We start from the raw sequence: 16,606 nt of genomic DNA on the forward strand, positions 1-16,606 counted from the left end.
TTCTTCTTTGCCGATGCTTATGCGTCATGGCAGCGAGGAACCAACGAGAATACCAATGGCTTGATCAGAGAGTTCTTGCCTAAGGGTTGTGACTTTAGACAAGTCTCTGATAATGAGATACAGGACATTGAGAATAAACTAAACAACAGACCAAGAAAACGCTTAGGGTTTAAAACGCCCAATCAGGTGTTCTATAATATAATTTAGCGTTGCACTTGGTGTGTTAATCTAAGCATTAATAAAAGCCATCGATAATAAGGACACCATTATGGACAATTCAAAGAGCCCGCTACCAGAAGCAATGGATCATATTGAAGGTGACACCAACCTCAATGATAACAGTCAAGAAATTGATTTAGACAATCCGATGCTACACACGATTGATAACGATGACGTGATTGACAATAGCGCAGGATTTGACAACTCAGAAGTCGGTACAGATGCTACGCAAGGATTGACACCTATGCATCGCCAAAACACTGATGAAGCGCGCGTCGATGAAGTGTTGGTCGATGATAATTTAGATGACAGCGACTATCCAAATATTGTCGATATCGCTGATAGAGAGGCGGCAGAACATACTAATAACGATGATTTATAGAACAGCCGTTCGCTAGCGTCCTAATAAAAACAGACCCTAATAAAAAAAGCACGCTCAGTATAGAAGCGTGCTTTTTTATGGGGCATAAAATACTTGCTACACTGCTGATAATGGCTGATCAGTCAAGGCATCACGGTAACTGGTATAGTACGTGAGCAGCATAACTGGCATTACTAAAAACACGCCCAATCCCAAGGTCAATATAATCAGAATAGGCAATAAAAGCACACAGACTAAGCCATATACCAACATAGGTAGGATATTAGCCTTGCCTGCTGCGAAACTTTTTTTCATCGCAGCGATCGGCTCAAGGTTATGTAAGACCACCAATGCTGGCGCAAACCACAGTGCCATATAAAGCGGTATCATGAGCAGCATGGTCAACAGGTAACCAAAGAAAATACCGCCTAAAGAAATATCGTTCATCGCCCCATAACTACTGCCCATACCACCTGACATCATAGAAAAAATCATACTACCCATGGCGATAAATAGCGGAATCATACAAATAATGACACCGACTAAATACAACAAGCCCAGGATTAATAGTGGCTGCCAATGGCTTTTAAATGCTGAAAACAGATGGTCAAAACGTAGCTCAGCCCCTTGTGATTGTGCCGCCGCTCCTTTGATAATACCAGCAATAAACATAAATACGCTCGGTATGATTAGGACGTTTAATAAAGGCACGGAAGACGCAATACCAACAATGACCAAAAAGGTCACACTCATACCAAACCATAATAACGGTTGATCTTTAAACAATCCAAACGCTTTAATAATCCAGCTCATACCAGCCGCTGCATCGCACTTTCGTGGGCTTGCTAGTAACTGTGGTAATGGGCTGCCATACTCGTCAGTTGGTGGTAGGTTTGGCGGTTGACCATTGGGTTTTTGTAATGATACATGGGCATCTGAGCTATTAGAAATGGACATATTTATCCTCAAAGATAAGTTTAGGCGGCAAAAAGGCTAACAAATGTGATTAGAAAACTTTATTCCGCCATAGTTTACCTGTCAATGGATAAAATACCAACTTTATTTCATAAGTCGTATCCTACAATTATGTAGATAAAAAAATACCGAACGTTAAGTCCGGTATTTTTTTATGATTTTAAAATTCAATCAATTATGCCCAACCATCTAGCGTTCCCGCCCAGCCTTTTACCAATGGCGCACTTAATGCTTCAAGCAAGTCGATATGCGCCTCATCGAGGTTCAAGGCGGGAATATAATGATACTCTTGCCCGCCTGCACTGAGAAAGTTATCACGGTTTTCAATGGCCAGTTCTTCTAGCGTCTCTAAACAATCCGCTGAGAATGCCGGACTAATCACTTGTACTGAGCGCACACCAGACTTGCCCCAATCCTCTAATACCACGTCAGTATAAGGTTTCACCCACTCTTGTTTACCAAAGCGCGACTGGAAACTGATAATCCATTCATCGTCTTTTAAGCCAAGCGCCTGGGCGACTTGCGCTGCGGTACATTTGCAGCGCTTAGGATACGGGTCACCTTTATCGGCATAAGGCTGCGGGATACCGTGAAAGCTAAACATCAGCTTTTCAGGTTTGCCATGCTCTGCTTGAAAACGGCGAATCGAATCGGCCAACGCCTGAATATATAACGGATGGGCAAAGTAATCTTTGACTATCGTATAATTTGGCAAATTACGTTGCTTAAGCGTCCACTTGGTCAGCGCATCATAGACCGCGCCGCCAGAAGATGCGGAATACTGTGGAAACAATGGCAAGATAACAAAATGGTCAACACCTTCATCACGCAAAGTATCCATCACATCAGGCAATCCAGGATTGCCATAGCTCATCGCAGAGTGTACAGAAACCCGAAATGGGGCGACACTATCGGCCAAGCGTGGCTCTAGCATCTCAACTTGGCTGTTTAATATCTTACGAATGGGCGAATCACCTTCCCAAATACTGGCATAGGCTTTGGCCACACGCTTAGGACGACTTGGCAACACAAAAATATTAAGGATAATTGCCCATAAAAACTTGGGAATCTCAATCACTCGTGGGTCTGATAAAAACTGTTTAAGATAACGTCGCACAGCAGGCGCAGTCGGCTCATCTGGTGTACCAAGGTTAACAAGTAAGACGGCAATACGTGGGGGCAGTTCAGGTTTCATAGCAGCACTATTTTATGGTCAGGTTGTTAGAGATAGGATTATTAAGACATGATTAAAGTAACACCATGTTAGTGTAGCATTTTATCCATTGGCTACGCATTGCAAAAGTGTCTTTATACAATTTGATACGCAGTGGTGAACCATAGATTTTATCCATTATTTACTTGCTATAAAAACTAAGCTCGAAAGACTACTTTCGAAGGTTGTACTCATACGCGCATCGCCATACAATAGGCAAGCACATTGTCAAACAAAGAAACAGTGTAGACAAAAACCGTTTAAAAAAATGTCGATAAAACAGTCCGTCGACATAGTCCCCTTCTTATTTTATTGATGATTGTTGTCTTGCGAGGTAGATTTGAACGCACGCCCTGATAATACCAGTGACCAGTCCCCCACAAATAAATCTAATTCGGTGGGCATCGTTACTCCCCAGAATTTTCATTTCGCCGAGCCGTTGACCTTAGAGTGTAATCGCACTTTGCCGTCATTTGATCTGATAGTCGAAACTTACGGCACGCTGAATAGTGACAAATCAAACGCCATACTCATTTGCCACGCCCTTTCAGGCAGCCATCACGCGGCAGGCTTTCATCATGCCGATGATAAAAAGGCGGGCTGGTGGGACAATATGATTGGCCCCAACAAAGCCATCGATACCAATCGATTTTATGTGGTCTGCGTCAATAATATTGGTAGCTGTTTTGGCTCTACTGGCCCAACGACGATTAATCCAGAAAGTGTCGGCTCAGACCAGCACAATTCAGACAAAAACAATCAGGCCAACGAAGCAGCAGTTTATGGCCCTGACTTTCCACTCATCACGATTAAAGACTGGGTAAAGACCCAAGCGATGCTCTCAGACCGTCTAGGTATTGATGTTTGGCATGCCATTGTCGGTGGCTCAATGGGTGGCATGCAGGCCATGCAATGGTCAGTTGACTATCCAAATCGGTTAAAACGCTGCGTCATTATCGCCAGTACCCCTAAGCTCTCTGCCCAGAATATTGCTTTTAATGAAGTGGCGCGCCAGTCCATTCTTTCTGATCCCGACTTTAAAGACGGACGCTATTTGCAAGCGGGCACTTATCCTCGTCGCGGGCTGATATTGGCACGCATGGTTGGTCATATCACCTATTTGACCGACGATGCGATGAAAGCCAAGTTCGGTCGTGATTTAAAATCTGGCAAATTTATGTATGGCTACGATGTTGAGTTCCAAGTCGAGAGCTACCTACGCTATCAAGGCGAACGCTTTAGCGAGAACTTCGACGCCAATACTTATCTGCTCATGACCAAAGCTTTAGATTATTTTGACCCGACTCGTGATTATCCATTAAAGCCATCAATGTCATCAGAACAATCACATCCATCAGTGCCTACCGCATCATCAGCACAGCTCAAAGACTCTATTGCTGCGTCAGTCAAAGACGCTCAACAACCTGCGCAAAAAAATGAACCAAAGGACGCGGTAGCAGCCGTAGATGAGAGCGAGGATATCCATCAGCAAGAGCTAACGGCATTGAAAGCCGCCTTTGCCCATACACAATGCCAGTATTTAATCGTGTCATTTACCACAGATTGGCGTTTTGCACCGGAGCGCTCACAAGAAATCGTCGATGCACTGATGGCCACTGGTAAGCCAGTCAGCTATATCAATGTCGATGCACCGCATGGCCATGACTCATTTTTATTTGATATTCCACGTTATATGGGCGCGGTCAGAGGGTTTTTGAATGCTCCCTTTATCACGGCGAATAAGTCAAAAGATAGCCTGTCAAAAAGTAACGATCAAAACAGCAAGAAAAACAATCATCAAAGCAGTTATAAAGAATCAGGAGCGCGCTCATGAGAATGGATCATCAATTGGCCGAGCGCTGGATTGCTCCAAACTCACACGTTTTAGACTTGGGTTGTGGTAACGGTGAGCTGCTCGCCCATTTACAAAAAAATCGCGGCGTGACTGGATACGGGCTTGAGATTGACGAAGACAAAATCAACGAGGCGATCTCCAATGGCTTATCCATTGTCGAGCAAGACCTCAATGACGGCTTAGCGCGTTTCGCTGATAATAGCTTCGATACGGTGGTGATGGCGCGGGCGTTACAAGCCGTCAAATCGCCTGATGTGTTACTGCTTGATATGTTGCGAGTCGCGCGCGAGGCGGTCATCACCTTCCCTAACTTTGCGCACTGGCAAAACCGACTACATTTAGGGCTAAAGGGGCTAATGCCCGTCTCAGAAGCCTTGCCTTATGAATGGTATAACACCCCAAACATTCATCTGTGCACTTTTAAGGATTTTGAACAGCTTTGCACTGAGCATGATATTCATATTATCAGCCGTTTCGCCGTCAGTGATTCTGAAAAAGCGCATACACCACTGATGACTGCTTTGATACGGCAGGCTCCCAACCTGTTGGCAGATGTTGCCATCTATCGTGTTACTAAGCAAAAGCCATAGCAATGGCAGTAGGTATGGCTATGATCAACTCAATCTAAAAAAGATACAGTGCTATTGGCTATGCAACCATATAAACTAATAGCCACTCTACAATAAGCCGTGTTTCAACCTTAGCGCCTGTGGAACATTCAAATACCTTAACTATAGTCAGTGAAAAGTAAAATCGATACATCACGTACTGCAGGTACCGTTTTTTCTAGCTTGCTGTGCCTACGCAGACAGAGGCTACAAAAAAACTATACCCGCAGTATCGTAGCGTTTTTAAAGTATTTTAACTATACCACCAGTGCCACATTTGAATATTCCATAAATCCTAACAAAGTGTTATTATTTTCTTACCCTCTAGTAACTGTATGATTTTACTGGAGACAATAACGTATAATTGGCTATTAAATCTTGTAATTAGTATTTGAGTTTCGTAAGTTTGGGTGTTAAGCTAACAAAACAGTGTCAGCCAGACCCTAATTACGACCGTTTATCGGATCGACTAGAGTCAATATGACGCTATCATCATTGGTTACATTACTAATAATTAGGTAAGTTGGTATCGCAAGGGTCCACCTAATTGTTATCGCCGTCTAACTGTCTTTAGCGAGACAATGTTTAGCGGTACCATTCTTTTTGCTTATTAACTGCCTAATTTTGGAGCTGCTATGAAATTATTAAAAGCTGCGTTGTTTACTGCATTATTTTCTTGTGCGGGCTTAGCCAATGCTGAGTTAATATCGAACGTGCCACTTGATACCTCTCGTTTTGAGCTGATGCCGGTTAGTGAGCTGTCTGCGAGCGCTGCTCAAGGCAATCATCACGCCCAGTTTTATTTAGCCAAGCGCCTACAAAAAGGCCAAGGTATTGCTCAAAATACACCACAAGCCATCCAATGGTATACCAAAGCTGCCCAGCAAGGTGTTGCCCCTGCCCAGCTAAATCTTGCCATTATGTACTTGCGCGGCGAAGGTGTAAAACCTAACCTACAACAAGCCCGCGTTTGGTTAGAAAAAGCGGCGATGCGCGGTGATAACCGTGCCAGCTATACGCTTGCACTGTTAGATGAGAAACAAAAAAATCTGGTTGATGCCTATAAATGGTACGACTTGGCTGCTCGCGATGGCATGCTTGACGAAAAAGTGCGTAACAAAGCACGTGGCAAAATCGGCCAGTTGGCATTGAACTTATCAAGCTCAGACATTGCTAGCGCTCGCAGCAAAGCAGATACTTGGTTTCAAAGTAAGTAAGCTTTTAATAGTTTAGAGCATAATAAAAAAATCCAGCTTATTAGCTGGGTTTTTTGTTTTTCATCATTGTTCTACGCTATATTGTTTCGATAAACGTATCGATAAATCTGCAAAAACCCCATCAAATTTGCTACACTACGCGCGCATTTGGTTAATTCCACAACTGCACCAATGTTATAACCCTTTCTAAACTAACAAAGTCTAACCCGAGTGATTACGATATAAGGAAACCGAGCGCAGATAGTATCCAAAGTACATCAAGCGAGGATGACACAATAGCGTATTGATATGGGTTTGACTGTCCACCCAATGCACTAGGTTTGCGACCTAGCCAGCAGGAGAAAAACATGAGTACCTCACAAGCTACTAACGTAAAAGCACCAACCCATGCGACCGAATACGATAGCGTCACCAACAACATCGTCGTTGCTGCCCTTTATAAATTCACCCGCTTTGCTGATTTCGAGCAATACCGCGAGCCAATTTTAAACACCATGCTCGATAACGAAGTTAAAGGCACATTATTGATTGCTGCTGAAGGTATTAACGGAACGATTTCTGGCACACGCCAAGGAATTGATAACGTCCTTGATTATCTGCGTAGTATCGAAGCGATTGGCAGCTTTACCTTTAAAGAGTCTTATACCGATGCCCAGCCTTTTTATCGCACCAAAGTGAAGCTCAAAAAAGAAATCGTCACTATGGGCGTAGAAGACATCGACCCATTACAATCGGTCGGACGTTACGTTAAACCAAGCGAGTGGAATGCGCTTATCTCAGACCCTAATGTTATCCTTATCGATACGCGTAACGACTACGAAGTACAAATCGGTACGTTCCAAAATGCGGTCAACCCAAATACCGAAACGTTCCGCGAATTTCCAGAATACGTCGCCAAAGAGATGGATCCAAGCAAACATAAAAAAGTTGCGATGTTCTGCACCGGTGGTATCCGCTGTGAAAAATCCACAGCATTTATGCGCGAACAAGGCTTTGAAGAGGTCTACCATTTAGAAGGTGGTATCTTAAAATATCTAGAAGAAATCCCTGCCAATGAGTCTATGTGGCAAGGCGATTGCTTTGTCTTTGACAACCGTGTATCAGTCAATCATAACCTAGAAAAAGGCAACTATGAGCAATGTTTTGCTTGTCGTATGCCAATTACTGTCGATGAGATGCAAAGCTCTGCCTATATCAAAGGCGAATCATGCCCGCACTGTATCGATAAAGCCACCGATGAGCAAAAAGCCCGTTTCCGTGAGCGTGAGCATCAGATGCAGCTGGCCAAAAAACGTGGCGAAGCTCATATCGGTAGCGACGTCATCGATGTGATTGAAAAACGTAAAGCAGCTAAAACAGAAGCTCGCCTGCAAGCAGAAGCTGCCAATAAAGCCAAAGCAAAATAAAACGACGCCGAAAAAAGCCATAAAGAAGCCCCAATCAAATTGATCGGGGCTTTTCTTATTTTTACTTTCTTCTAAAACGTGTACTTAATAAAACTTATACCATTCACAAAAATTAGAGTGGCAAGAAAAACGCGTGTAAGTACTACCTCTTGTAGACTAAACAAGTTTGACACAGCCAATCTTACCTTTTGGGTTTGGTATTAGCTACCACGGTAAGTGCTGTAGCCGTATGCTGACAAGGTAATTGGCACATGATAATGCTTGTCGCCTTCGATATTAAAATTCACTTCAACATAAGGGTAAAAAGACTCTAAGCTTTGATTACGAAAATAAGGTGTCGTCTCAAATATTAACTTATACGTACCATCGTGATCGACATTGCCACTATTTGGTAAAAAGTTATTAATACGGCCATTGTCGTCGGTCGTTTTAGTACTAAGTAATTTCCAGGCGCCATCATCTTGCATCATAAGTTTTACATCGACATTTGGTGCAGGCTTGCCTGTACTAATATCTAGGATATGACTCGATAACTGATATTTATCTTGGTCACCAGCCGCAAAACTTGCTGTCGCACTCATAGCCAGCACGCCACCTAATGCAGCAGCTTTTATCATCGTTGTTTTCATAAAAACCCTTATATAACGTTTCATTTATTTATACTAATTTGGTTCTATTTATCATGCTAGGCGTCTATTAGATAGTTGCCTCACTACTTCACTTCATATCATAACGAAGAAGCAATTAACTTTGTGTCTGAGCAATATGTTCGTTTAGTATAAGTTGTCATACAGATATCATTGTAAAGAAAATGTTAATTTATATAATAAAGTTTTATAGGCTGTGGTGATTGTGCTAATCAATACCCGTTAGACGAAAACAGTTGAACAAAGAATAACCGACAAAAAAATAGCAGACAATTATTTCAATTGCCTGCTATCGATATACGAGCGTTTAATTTTAGATCTACCTGCTATTTAAATATCCGTGTTATCTAAATATAAGTGCTACTTAGAACAAAATACGCACGCGAATGGTTTCTTCGACGTCTTTTAACTGATCTAAAGCCGCTGTTGAATCGTTATAATCAACATCCATCACCAGATAACCCACATCACCTTCAGTCATTAGGCTCTGCGCTAAAATGTTGATATGTGCTTCAGCAAATAAGCGGTTAATCTGTGACAGTACGCCTGGGACGTTTTTGTGGATATGTAACAGACGATGCGAGCCTTCTTTGAACGGCAGAGAAACTTCTGGGAAGTTCACAGCTGTCGCCGTGTCGCCTTGATCAGAATATCTGACGAACTTATCTGCGACTTCTAGACCGATATTGGCCTGTGCTTCTTGCGTTGAGCCACCAATATGCGGGGTCAAGATGACATTATCAAACTTACGCAGTGGGGATTCAAACTCTTGATCAGCAGATTTTGGCTCTTTTGGGAACACATCAATCGCCGCGCCCAATACTTTGCCAGACTCAAGTACAGCCGCAAGGTCATCAATCTCAACACACGTACCACGAGCAGCGTTGATAAAGTAGCTGCCATCTTTCATATGCGCGAACTGCTCAGCTTTCATCATATAGCGCGTGCTTGGGACATCAGGCACATGCAAGGTGACGATATCAGCAGTCGATAGTAGCTCTTCTAAGCTACTGACCTGTACGGCGTTGCCAAGTGGTAATTTGGTCACTACATCATGATAAATGACTTTCATACCGAAACTTTCTGCCAATACAGACAGTTGCGAGCCGATAGAACCGTAACCGACGATACCGATGGTTTTGCCGCGCACTTCATGAGAATTGGTCGCCGATTTGCCCCAGCCGCCGCGATGTACCGTTGCATTCTTTTCAGGAATACCGCGGTATAGCATAATGGCTTCCGCCAATACCAATTCAGCCACCGAACGTGTGTTCGAAAATGGCGCGTTAAAGACGGGAATACCCAAATCACGTGCCGCGTCCAAATCTACTTGGTTGGTACCGATACAAAAGCAGCCAATACCGATCAACTTGTTTGCATGCTCAAGTACTTCACGGGTCAACTGGGTGCGCGAGCGAACACCAATGAAGTGGGCATCTTTAATTTTTTCGATCAGCTCATCTTGATCTAGAGCGTGACTGATATTCTCAATATTATGATAACCAGCGCCTTCTAATACTTTTAAAGCATTGTCGTGTAGACCTTCAAGCAATAAAAACCGGATTTTGTCTTTTTGGAGTGATAACGCCATATGAGAACTGTCCTATAATTGTCTTATAAAATTATCTAAGCGATAACTTATGATGGATGAAACGAAAACAGTTTGGATATCTTACACAAAATCGGGCGGCGATGTTAGCAGATTAGATGAATTATTGGTTATCAAGCCTGAAAACTTTTTATGCTATAGTGAATCAGTTTATCTAAACGTTATATAATAGATTCATTTTAAAAACGACACAGTGTTATTGGCTATCATTTTTTTGCAATCGCTGGCAAGCCTGCGAACGGCAAACAAGAGAAATTATAGCAATAGCACGTTACTTTTTACTTTACTAAATTTAATTTACTAAAGTCGTATCGCTTTTATTTTGAACTGACCGCGACTATTTGTGAAGCTTCAACTTGTGAAGGTTCAACACGCCCTATATAAACATACTTATGTACACCTAGATATATCAATTTAGCGATATAATAATCCTTTTTATGCATAGCACTTACGTTTATACCGAGATTTGACCATGACTTCTTTATCTAGCCAAAGCACATCCGACACCCCTACTGCTGCCGTTCAAAACATTTTAAGCACTCTGCTAAATACTCATCAGTTTGACGCCAACCAAATCAAAACCGATAGCGAAAGCTTAGAACATTGGGGCAAAGACTGGACTAAGCACTTTGCCCCTAATGCTGCGGCCATCGTTTTTCCAAAGACCACCGAGCAAGTACAAGCCATCGTCCTACTTGCCAACGAGCACAATGTCGTACTAACGCCAAGTGGTGGTCGTACGGGATTGTCTGCGGGTGCAGTGGCAGCCAATGGCGAGATTGTGGTCAGTATGGATAAGATGAACCATATTGGTCAGTTCTATCCTGCCGATCGTATGGTTGAAATTGAAGCAGGCGTCGTCACTCAACAACTACAACAATTTGCCGAATCAAAAGACCTCTATTATCCTGTTGATTTTGCCTCAGCAGGCTCTAGTCAAATCGGCGGCAATATTGGTACCAATGCTGGTGGTATTAAAGTCATTCGTTATGGCATGACCCGTCAATGGATTATGGGGCTGACCGTGGTCACGGGTAAAGGCGACATCTTGCAGCTCAATCGCGGGATGATAAAAAATGCCACGGGTTATGATTTGCGTCAACTCTTTATTGGTAGTGAAGGCACGCTTGGTTTGGTCACCCACGCCCAAATCAAGCTTGAGCGTCAGCCACAAGACTTAAACGTCATGGTGCTCGGCATGGACAACTTTAATGATGTGATGAATGTCTTGTCTGCCTTCCAAGCGAAGATTGATTTAACCGCTTTTGAATTCTTTGATGATGTGGCGATTGATAAACTGATGGCACACGGTCAAGTACAAGAACCGTTTGAATCGCGTACCAAGTTTTATACGCTGTTAGAGTTTGAAGCGCCATACGAGCCAATCATGGATAAAGCCATGGCCATATTTGAGCATTGTATGGAGCAAGGTTGGGTCGTCGATGGAGTCATGAGTCAAAGTATTGCACAGGCTGAAGAGCTGTGGAAACTGCGCGAATATATTTCTGAGACCATCTCGGTATTTACCCCTTATAAAAACGATGTTTCGGTACTCATCAGTTATGTTCCTGAATTTATCGCTGAGATTGATCATATCGTCAGCAGCAATTATCCTGACTTTGAGGTGTGCTGGTTCGGTCACATCGGTGATGGTAATTTGCATCTTAATATCTTAAAACCTGAAAATATGAGCAAAGATGATTTCTTTGCCGAGTGTCAAATCGTCAATAAGCATGTGTTTGAGACGGTACAAAAATATGGCGGCTCGGTATCTGCAGAACATGGCGTGGGGATGACTAAAAAGCCGTATCTAAACTATAGCCGTAGCGAGGCTGAGATTGACTATCTGCGTGAGGTCAAAAAAGTCTTTGACCCCAATAATATTATGAATCGTGGTAAAATTTTTGATATGTGATGTATTGATATAGTTGATTCACTTTAGAACCGATACAAGTGCTACTGGAGTAAATTTTTCGCAGCCTCTGTCACGCTTGCGAACAGCAAGCAAGAAAAATTTATAACAGTAGCACGTGGCTACCTGTGTATCGATCAGTGTATCGATTTTATATGGAACTGCCTATACTGCTTTTCACTACTACCAACAAAAAAGACGCTAAACTGAGCATGTTAGCGTCTTTTTTGTTACTCGTCTTATGAACTTTACGATTTTTTAACTTATAAATATAGCAATATAAGCGCCAGTATAAGTAGCACGCTCAGAAAACCTTGAACGATTAAAAAGGCTTGATGCGGCGCGGCGATATGACGAAACATATTACCCAGTGCATTATAAGTAATGCCTGCTGCTCTGACATGTGGCGGACTATCAAAAGCTTTGATGATTTGTAAAAACTGCTCGGTACGATCTGGCACCCAACCATGCGGTGCAAACGGCAAAAACGGTGACAACTGTGCGGCTTGGCTTTTGGTGGCAGGTGACCATAACCAACGCTCCAAAAACAGTAGACGCATGCGCCAATCATCAAAGCTGCGATGCTCTATCGCTTGCAACAATAACATCTCGACATTCTTATGACGGTTATCGGTAAAGATACGCTGTTTTAAGGCAAATACATGCGCCTTTTCGCCTTCGATACATTGCAAAAAGTGACCATTACCATAACATAAAGTACCTGTAATGCCATGCTGCTGATTATAATTACGCGCGTGGCACTCTACCTCCTCAAATATAGAGGTGTTTAAGCGTGAGGTCATGGTCAGAGTGCTGACATACACCAATTGCACGATAGCTGAATCCCCTATTTCGTCCCACGTACTGACTTTATTGGTATGATCTAAAGGCATCATAAAACAATCCTAAAAAGCCGCTGCAATACGACTAAAAAATAAGCAACAGATGTCTAAATCAACAAGAGGTACGGCAAGCAACTCACAAAAACATAGCAAATATTTACCGCGATAGACTGTTATTGGTTATGCAGCTTGCTATCATAACTAGCCAATTTCACAATAATAAACGCGTTAATATAAGCGCTTTGAAAACCACTTCAGCAACACTAAAATAGATAGGTAAAATACGCTAAAATATAACCATAAGCGATTGTAAATACAACAATAAATTATTGTAGCGGTAATATTTTATGATTGAAACTTCTTTATCGCCTTTGTTACACAAAAGCTTGGCCGTTTGCATGCTATCACACCACCATATTCGCTCTTACTAAAACCAGTAAAGCATCAAAACAGGAATATTATGAGTAAAATAGAAAAGATAGACGACTTTCATCTAACGATTGCTGAAATTAAGAAAAAAGACTATTTGCAACTAAAGGAACTGATGGACCGTGTCTATGTAAACTTAGGCGGCGCATGGTCAAAGACCACCATTCATACTTTGATTGATGCCTTTCCTGAAGGTCAGATTGCATTATTTGACCATGATAGGTTAATCGGCATCGTCCTTTCTATGCGCGTTGATTATGCTAAGTTTTCTAACCCGCACACCTATGATGATTTGATTGGGCATAAAGAGATTATCAGAGACAACCCCGAAGGCGATGCTATTTATGGTCTCGATGCCTTAATTGACCCTGAATATCGCGGCTATCGTTTAGGCCGCAGGCTTTATGACGCTCGTAAAGAGCTGTGCCGCCAGTTAAACTTCCGCGCGATTTTGGCCGGTGGTCGTATTCCCAATTATCATAACCACCAAGACCTCACGCCTGGTGATTATATCGATGCGGTTGCCGCTCGTGAAATTCATGACTCTGCGTTGTCTTTCCAATTATCGAATGGCTTTATCGTCAAGCGTATTTTGACCGCCTACTTACCAGATGACGCTCAATCTAAAGGCTTTGCCACTTTACTTGAGTGGGCGAACATTTATTATGAGCCACAAGATTACAAACCAAACACTCGAAAGTCTGAGGTGCGCATTGGGGGTATTCAATGGCAAATGCGTGAAGTCGAGTCGCCTGAAGAATTGCTCCAGCAGGTCGAATTCTTTGTCGATATTATGGCCGATTACAACTCAGACTTTGCTTGTTTGCCCGAGTTTTTTAACGCACCATTGATGGGTCTGTGCGAATCGACGGATCAAAACATCGCTATTCGATTTTTGGCAGGTTATACCGAATGGTTCAAAAACGAGATTTCACACTTAGCCGTCAGCTATAATGTCAACGTCATCACTGGCTCTATGCCCCTGCTTGATGAAAATGACACCTTATATAATGTCAGTTACCTCTGTCGCCGCGACGGCACGGTAGAAGAACAGCGCAAAATCCATATTACCCCACATGAGCGTAGCGCTTGGGTAATCGAAGGCGGTGATGAAGTCAAAGTATTCGATACTGATGCCGGCCGAATTGGTATCTTGGTTTGCTATGACGTTGAATTCCCAGAGCTTGCCCGCTTGATGGCGCTTGATGATATGGATATTTTATTCGTACCATTTTGGACCGATACCCAAAACGGCTATCTGCGTGTGCGTCACTGTGCCCAAGCACGAGCGATTGAAAACGAATGTTACGTGATGATTTGTGGCTCGGTTGGTAACTTACCGCAAGTCGAAAGCTTAGATATTCAGTATGCGCAGTCGTCTATTTTCTCACCGTCAGATTTTGCCTTCCCGCACGATGCGATTATGGCAGAAACGACGGCCAACACCGAAATGGTGTTCTTCTCTGATTTAAATTTAGACAAGCTTATCCACGTACGCAACGAAGGCTCGGTACACAATTTGATTGACCGCCGTGACGATCTGTTTAGCTTAAAATGGAAAAAGAAAGCCAAAATTTCAGCAAGTAAATTGACCGATGAAGAGCGCCGTGAAAACTCAGGCAGCGTCCTTATCGGCAACCCATTACAAGACCGCGCACAAAAGCCTTAAGTTGCTACGAGCAAAGATGGGATGAGACTTAAAATTCGTTACTAAAACACTTTAATCATACGGCTGACTATTCAGCCGTTTATTTTTATCTATTAAAAGCTATCCAGCAAAAAAGCAGCCACTATGACGACTGATATTAAAAAGATAAAAGAAAACCCTAAAGAAAATCCTAAAGAAAATCCTAAAAAGACCCCGCAGCAAAAAGCGCTGTCGATAATAAAAACGGTATTATTATATGGTCTAATATTTGCCGTGATTTATACGGCCATTAATTGGTGGCGACAACCAGTCATGCCAGCCAATCCGCAGTTGCAACTAACCGACTATCAAGGGCAAACTGTTGACTTAGCAGCGATGGGCCACGATAAACCAACGCTGGTCTATTTTTGGGGTACTTGGTGTCCTGTATGTAGCGTCACCTCGCCGACGATAAACAAACTTGCCACGGCAAATAATTATCCTGTGGTCACTATTGCGATTAAATCAGGCTCAAATCAAGAGTTGCATAGCTATCTTGATGAGCATAGCTATAGTTTTACGACAGTTAATGATCAAGAAGGAGTCATTTTTGATGACTGGCAAGGACAAGTTACGCCATCGTATGTGATATTAAAAGACGGTGAGATGGCACAAGGATTGACCGGTATTCAGCCACTTTGGTCGCTTAAATTGCGACTGTGGTTGTCGTCTGTTTTTTAATTTCTAGCTTAAAAAGTCAGCTTAACAATGCTTATGGTATTTTTGATTTAATTTATATAGTCAGTTGAAAAAACTGTTATAGTCAGTGAAACGTAAAATCGATAAATCACGTACTGCAGGCACCGTTTTTTCTTGCTTGCTGTGCCTACGCAGACAGAGGCTACAAAAAAACTATACCAGCAGTATCGTAGCGTTTTTAAAGTGTTTTAACTATATATAGATCAAATACGCTACTGGTATAAATTTTACTTGCGTGCTGTTATCACAGAGGCTGCGCAAAATTCATACCAGTAGCGACATGACATTTTTAGAGTGTTTTTTAGAGTGTATCGACTATACTTTTCCACTTCAAATTAAATAAGTAATAGAAAATCCAAGCCCATTAACTAACAAACATTTGTTATAGTAAACTTTCATTTAATCTTAATAATGGACTTGGAGTTTGAAAAATGAACTGGAAGAGTACTGGTGTCACAATAGTTACGGCTACGTTAATCAGCATTTTAAGCATGACTTCAGCAAATGCCGAGCTTAAGGATTATTATAATGAATGCATGAGCAAATATGAAACGATAAATAATTCGAGACTTTATGAATGTGCTGGATATGCCGATCCAAAATATAAAAGTGCCATGAATAAGGCTTACAATAAAATCTACAAATCTCTCAAAGCTAATGGACGAAACGCTACTGATGCCGATAGTTTTGAAAAATCACAACTCGGTTGGCTAGACTATCGTAATCAGCAGTGTGGTTTAGAGGGCATGTATATTGGTAGTCCAGCACACCCGCTTTGTTTAGCATCTAAAAATAAAGCGCGCGCTGAAGAGTTAATAGATTTCTCAGAAAATTTCTAGGGGCTGTATAGAATTCAAATCAGCGGCAGCCAGATAAAGACACAAGCGAGAATTACGGCAGCCTCATAGCTGGCTTTAAGCTTATCAT

At 42.3% G+C, this 16,606-nt stretch carries 15 protein-coding genes; 10 read left to right on the forward strand and 5 right to left on the reverse strand.

Annotated elements, in window-relative coordinates; all coding sequences use genetic code 11:
• Both EI161_RS09365 and EI161_RS09370 read left to right on the forward strand, forming a co-directional pair.
• The coding region (locus EI161_RS09365) for an IS30 family transposase (RefSeq protein ID WP_192524905.1) at positions 1 to 207 on the forward strand (207 nt) is incomplete at its 5' end.
• A 61-nt stretch (positions 208 to 268) separates the two neighbouring features.
• On the forward strand, positions 269 to 601 hold the full coding sequence (locus EI161_RS09370) for a hypothetical protein (RefSeq protein WP_192524801.1): 333 nt from the start codon (positions 269 to 271) through the stop codon (positions 599 to 601).
• A 96-nt stretch (positions 602 to 697) separates the two neighbouring features.
• Here EI161_RS09370 and EI161_RS09375 read toward each other — a convergent pair whose 3' ends face one another.
• Both EI161_RS09375 and hemH read right to left on the reverse strand, forming a co-directional pair.
• Complete coding sequence (locus tag EI161_RS09375; RefSeq protein ID WP_192524800.1) at positions 698 to 1,537, reverse strand: BPSS1780 family membrane protein; 840 nt, start codon at positions 1,535 to 1,537, stop codon at positions 698 to 700.
• Positions 1,538 to 1,730: 193 nt separating this feature from the next.
• Positions 1,731 to 2,750 carry a ferrochelatase gene (gene hemH, locus EI161_RS09380; protein ID WP_192522520.1) on the reverse strand — a complete coding sequence of 340 codons (1,020 nt, stop codon included), beginning with the start codon at positions 2,748 to 2,750 and terminating at the stop codon, positions 1,731 to 1,733.
• Positions 2,751 to 3,108: 358 nt separating this feature from the next.
• Between hemH and metX the strand changes: the two genes are divergently transcribed.
• The 4 genes from metX to EI161_RS09400 all read left to right on the forward strand — a co-directional run bounded on the left by metX (position 3,109) and on the right by EI161_RS09400 (position 7,854).
• Positions 3,109 to 4,602, forward strand: a complete 1,494-nt coding sequence (metX, locus tag EI161_RS09385) for a homoserine O-acetyltransferase MetX (RefSeq protein WP_225735316.1) — start codon at positions 3,109 to 3,111, stop codon at positions 4,600 to 4,602.
• Entirely contained in the window at positions 4,599 to 5,213 is a 615-nt protein-coding gene (gene metW, locus EI161_RS09390) for a methionine biosynthesis protein MetW (protein WP_192522521.1), read from the forward strand. Before metX ends, metW begins: the two co-directional genes overlap by 4 nt.
• A gap of 653 nt (positions 5,214 to 5,866) precedes the next feature.
• The gene (locus EI161_RS09395) at positions 5,867 to 6,448 is read left to right on the forward strand and encodes a tetratricopeptide repeat protein (RefSeq protein WP_192522522.1); all 582 of its coding nucleotides are present in this window, start codon (positions 5,867 to 5,869) and stop codon (positions 6,446 to 6,448) included.
• 347 nt (positions 6,449 to 6,795) lie between these two features.
• Positions 6,796 to 7,854 (forward strand): rhodanese-related sulfurtransferase, encoded by a 1,059-nt coding sequence (locus EI161_RS09400; RefSeq protein WP_192522523.1) that lies wholly within the window; start codon positions 6,796 to 6,798, stop codon positions 7,852 to 7,854.
• A 200-nt stretch (positions 7,855 to 8,054) separates the two neighbouring features.
• On the opposite strand, the gene uraH is transcribed toward EI161_RS09400, so the two are convergent.
• Positions 8,055 to 8,483: a hydroxyisourate hydrolase gene (gene uraH / locus EI161_RS09405; RefSeq protein WP_225735317.1), complete on the reverse strand. Its 429-nt coding sequence runs from the start codon at positions 8,481 to 8,483 to the stop codon at positions 8,055 to 8,057.
• A 382-nt stretch (positions 8,484 to 8,865) separates the two neighbouring features.
• The gene (serA, locus tag EI161_RS09410; RefSeq protein WP_192522524.1) at positions 8,866 to 10,092 is read right to left on the reverse strand and encodes a phosphoglycerate dehydrogenase; all 1,227 of its coding nucleotides are present in this window, start codon (positions 10,090 to 10,092) and stop codon (positions 8,866 to 8,868) included.
• 490 nt (positions 10,093 to 10,582) lie between these two features.
• On the opposite strand from serA, the gene EI161_RS09415 reads away from it, so the two are divergent.
• Complete coding sequence (locus tag EI161_RS09415; protein ID WP_192522525.1) at positions 10,583 to 12,025, forward strand: FAD-binding oxidoreductase; 1,443 nt, start codon at positions 10,583 to 10,585, stop codon at positions 12,023 to 12,025.
• Between the two features lie 260 nt (positions 12,026 to 12,285).
• Here the strand turns inward: EI161_RS09415 and EI161_RS09420 are convergent, their stop codons facing one another.
• A complete protein-coding gene (locus EI161_RS09420) occupies positions 12,286 to 12,918 on the reverse strand; it encodes a BLUF domain-containing protein (RefSeq protein ID WP_413038499.1) in 633 nt (210 codons plus the stop codon).
• Positions 12,919 to 13,324: 406 nt separating this feature from the next.
• Here EI161_RS09420 and EI161_RS09425 point away from each other — a divergent pair, with 406 nt between their 5' ends.
• The 3 genes from EI161_RS09425 (at position 13,325) to EI161_RS09435 (ending at position 16,518) form a co-directional block, all read left to right on the forward strand.
• Positions 13,325 to 14,962, forward strand: a complete 1,638-nt coding sequence (locus EI161_RS09425; RefSeq protein WP_192522526.1) for a carbon-nitrogen hydrolase family protein — start codon at positions 13,325 to 13,327, stop codon at positions 14,960 to 14,962.
• 123 nt (positions 14,963 to 15,085) lie between these two features.
• On the forward strand, positions 15,086 to 15,661 hold the full coding sequence (locus EI161_RS09430) for a protein disulfide oxidoreductase (RefSeq protein WP_192529465.1): 576 nt from the start codon (positions 15,086 to 15,088) through the stop codon (positions 15,659 to 15,661).
• Between the two features lie 449 nt (positions 15,662 to 16,110).
• A complete protein-coding gene (locus tag EI161_RS09435; protein ID WP_192522528.1) occupies positions 16,111 to 16,518 on the forward strand; it encodes a lysozyme inhibitor LprI family protein in 408 nt (135 codons plus the stop codon).
• Positions 16,519 to 16,606 lie beyond the last annotated feature (88 nt).

Origin of the sequence: Psychrobacter sp. FME5, from assembly GCF_014861375.1 — a bacterium.
Lineage (GTDB): Bacteria > Pseudomonadota > Gammaproteobacteria > Pseudomonadales > Moraxellaceae > Psychrobacter.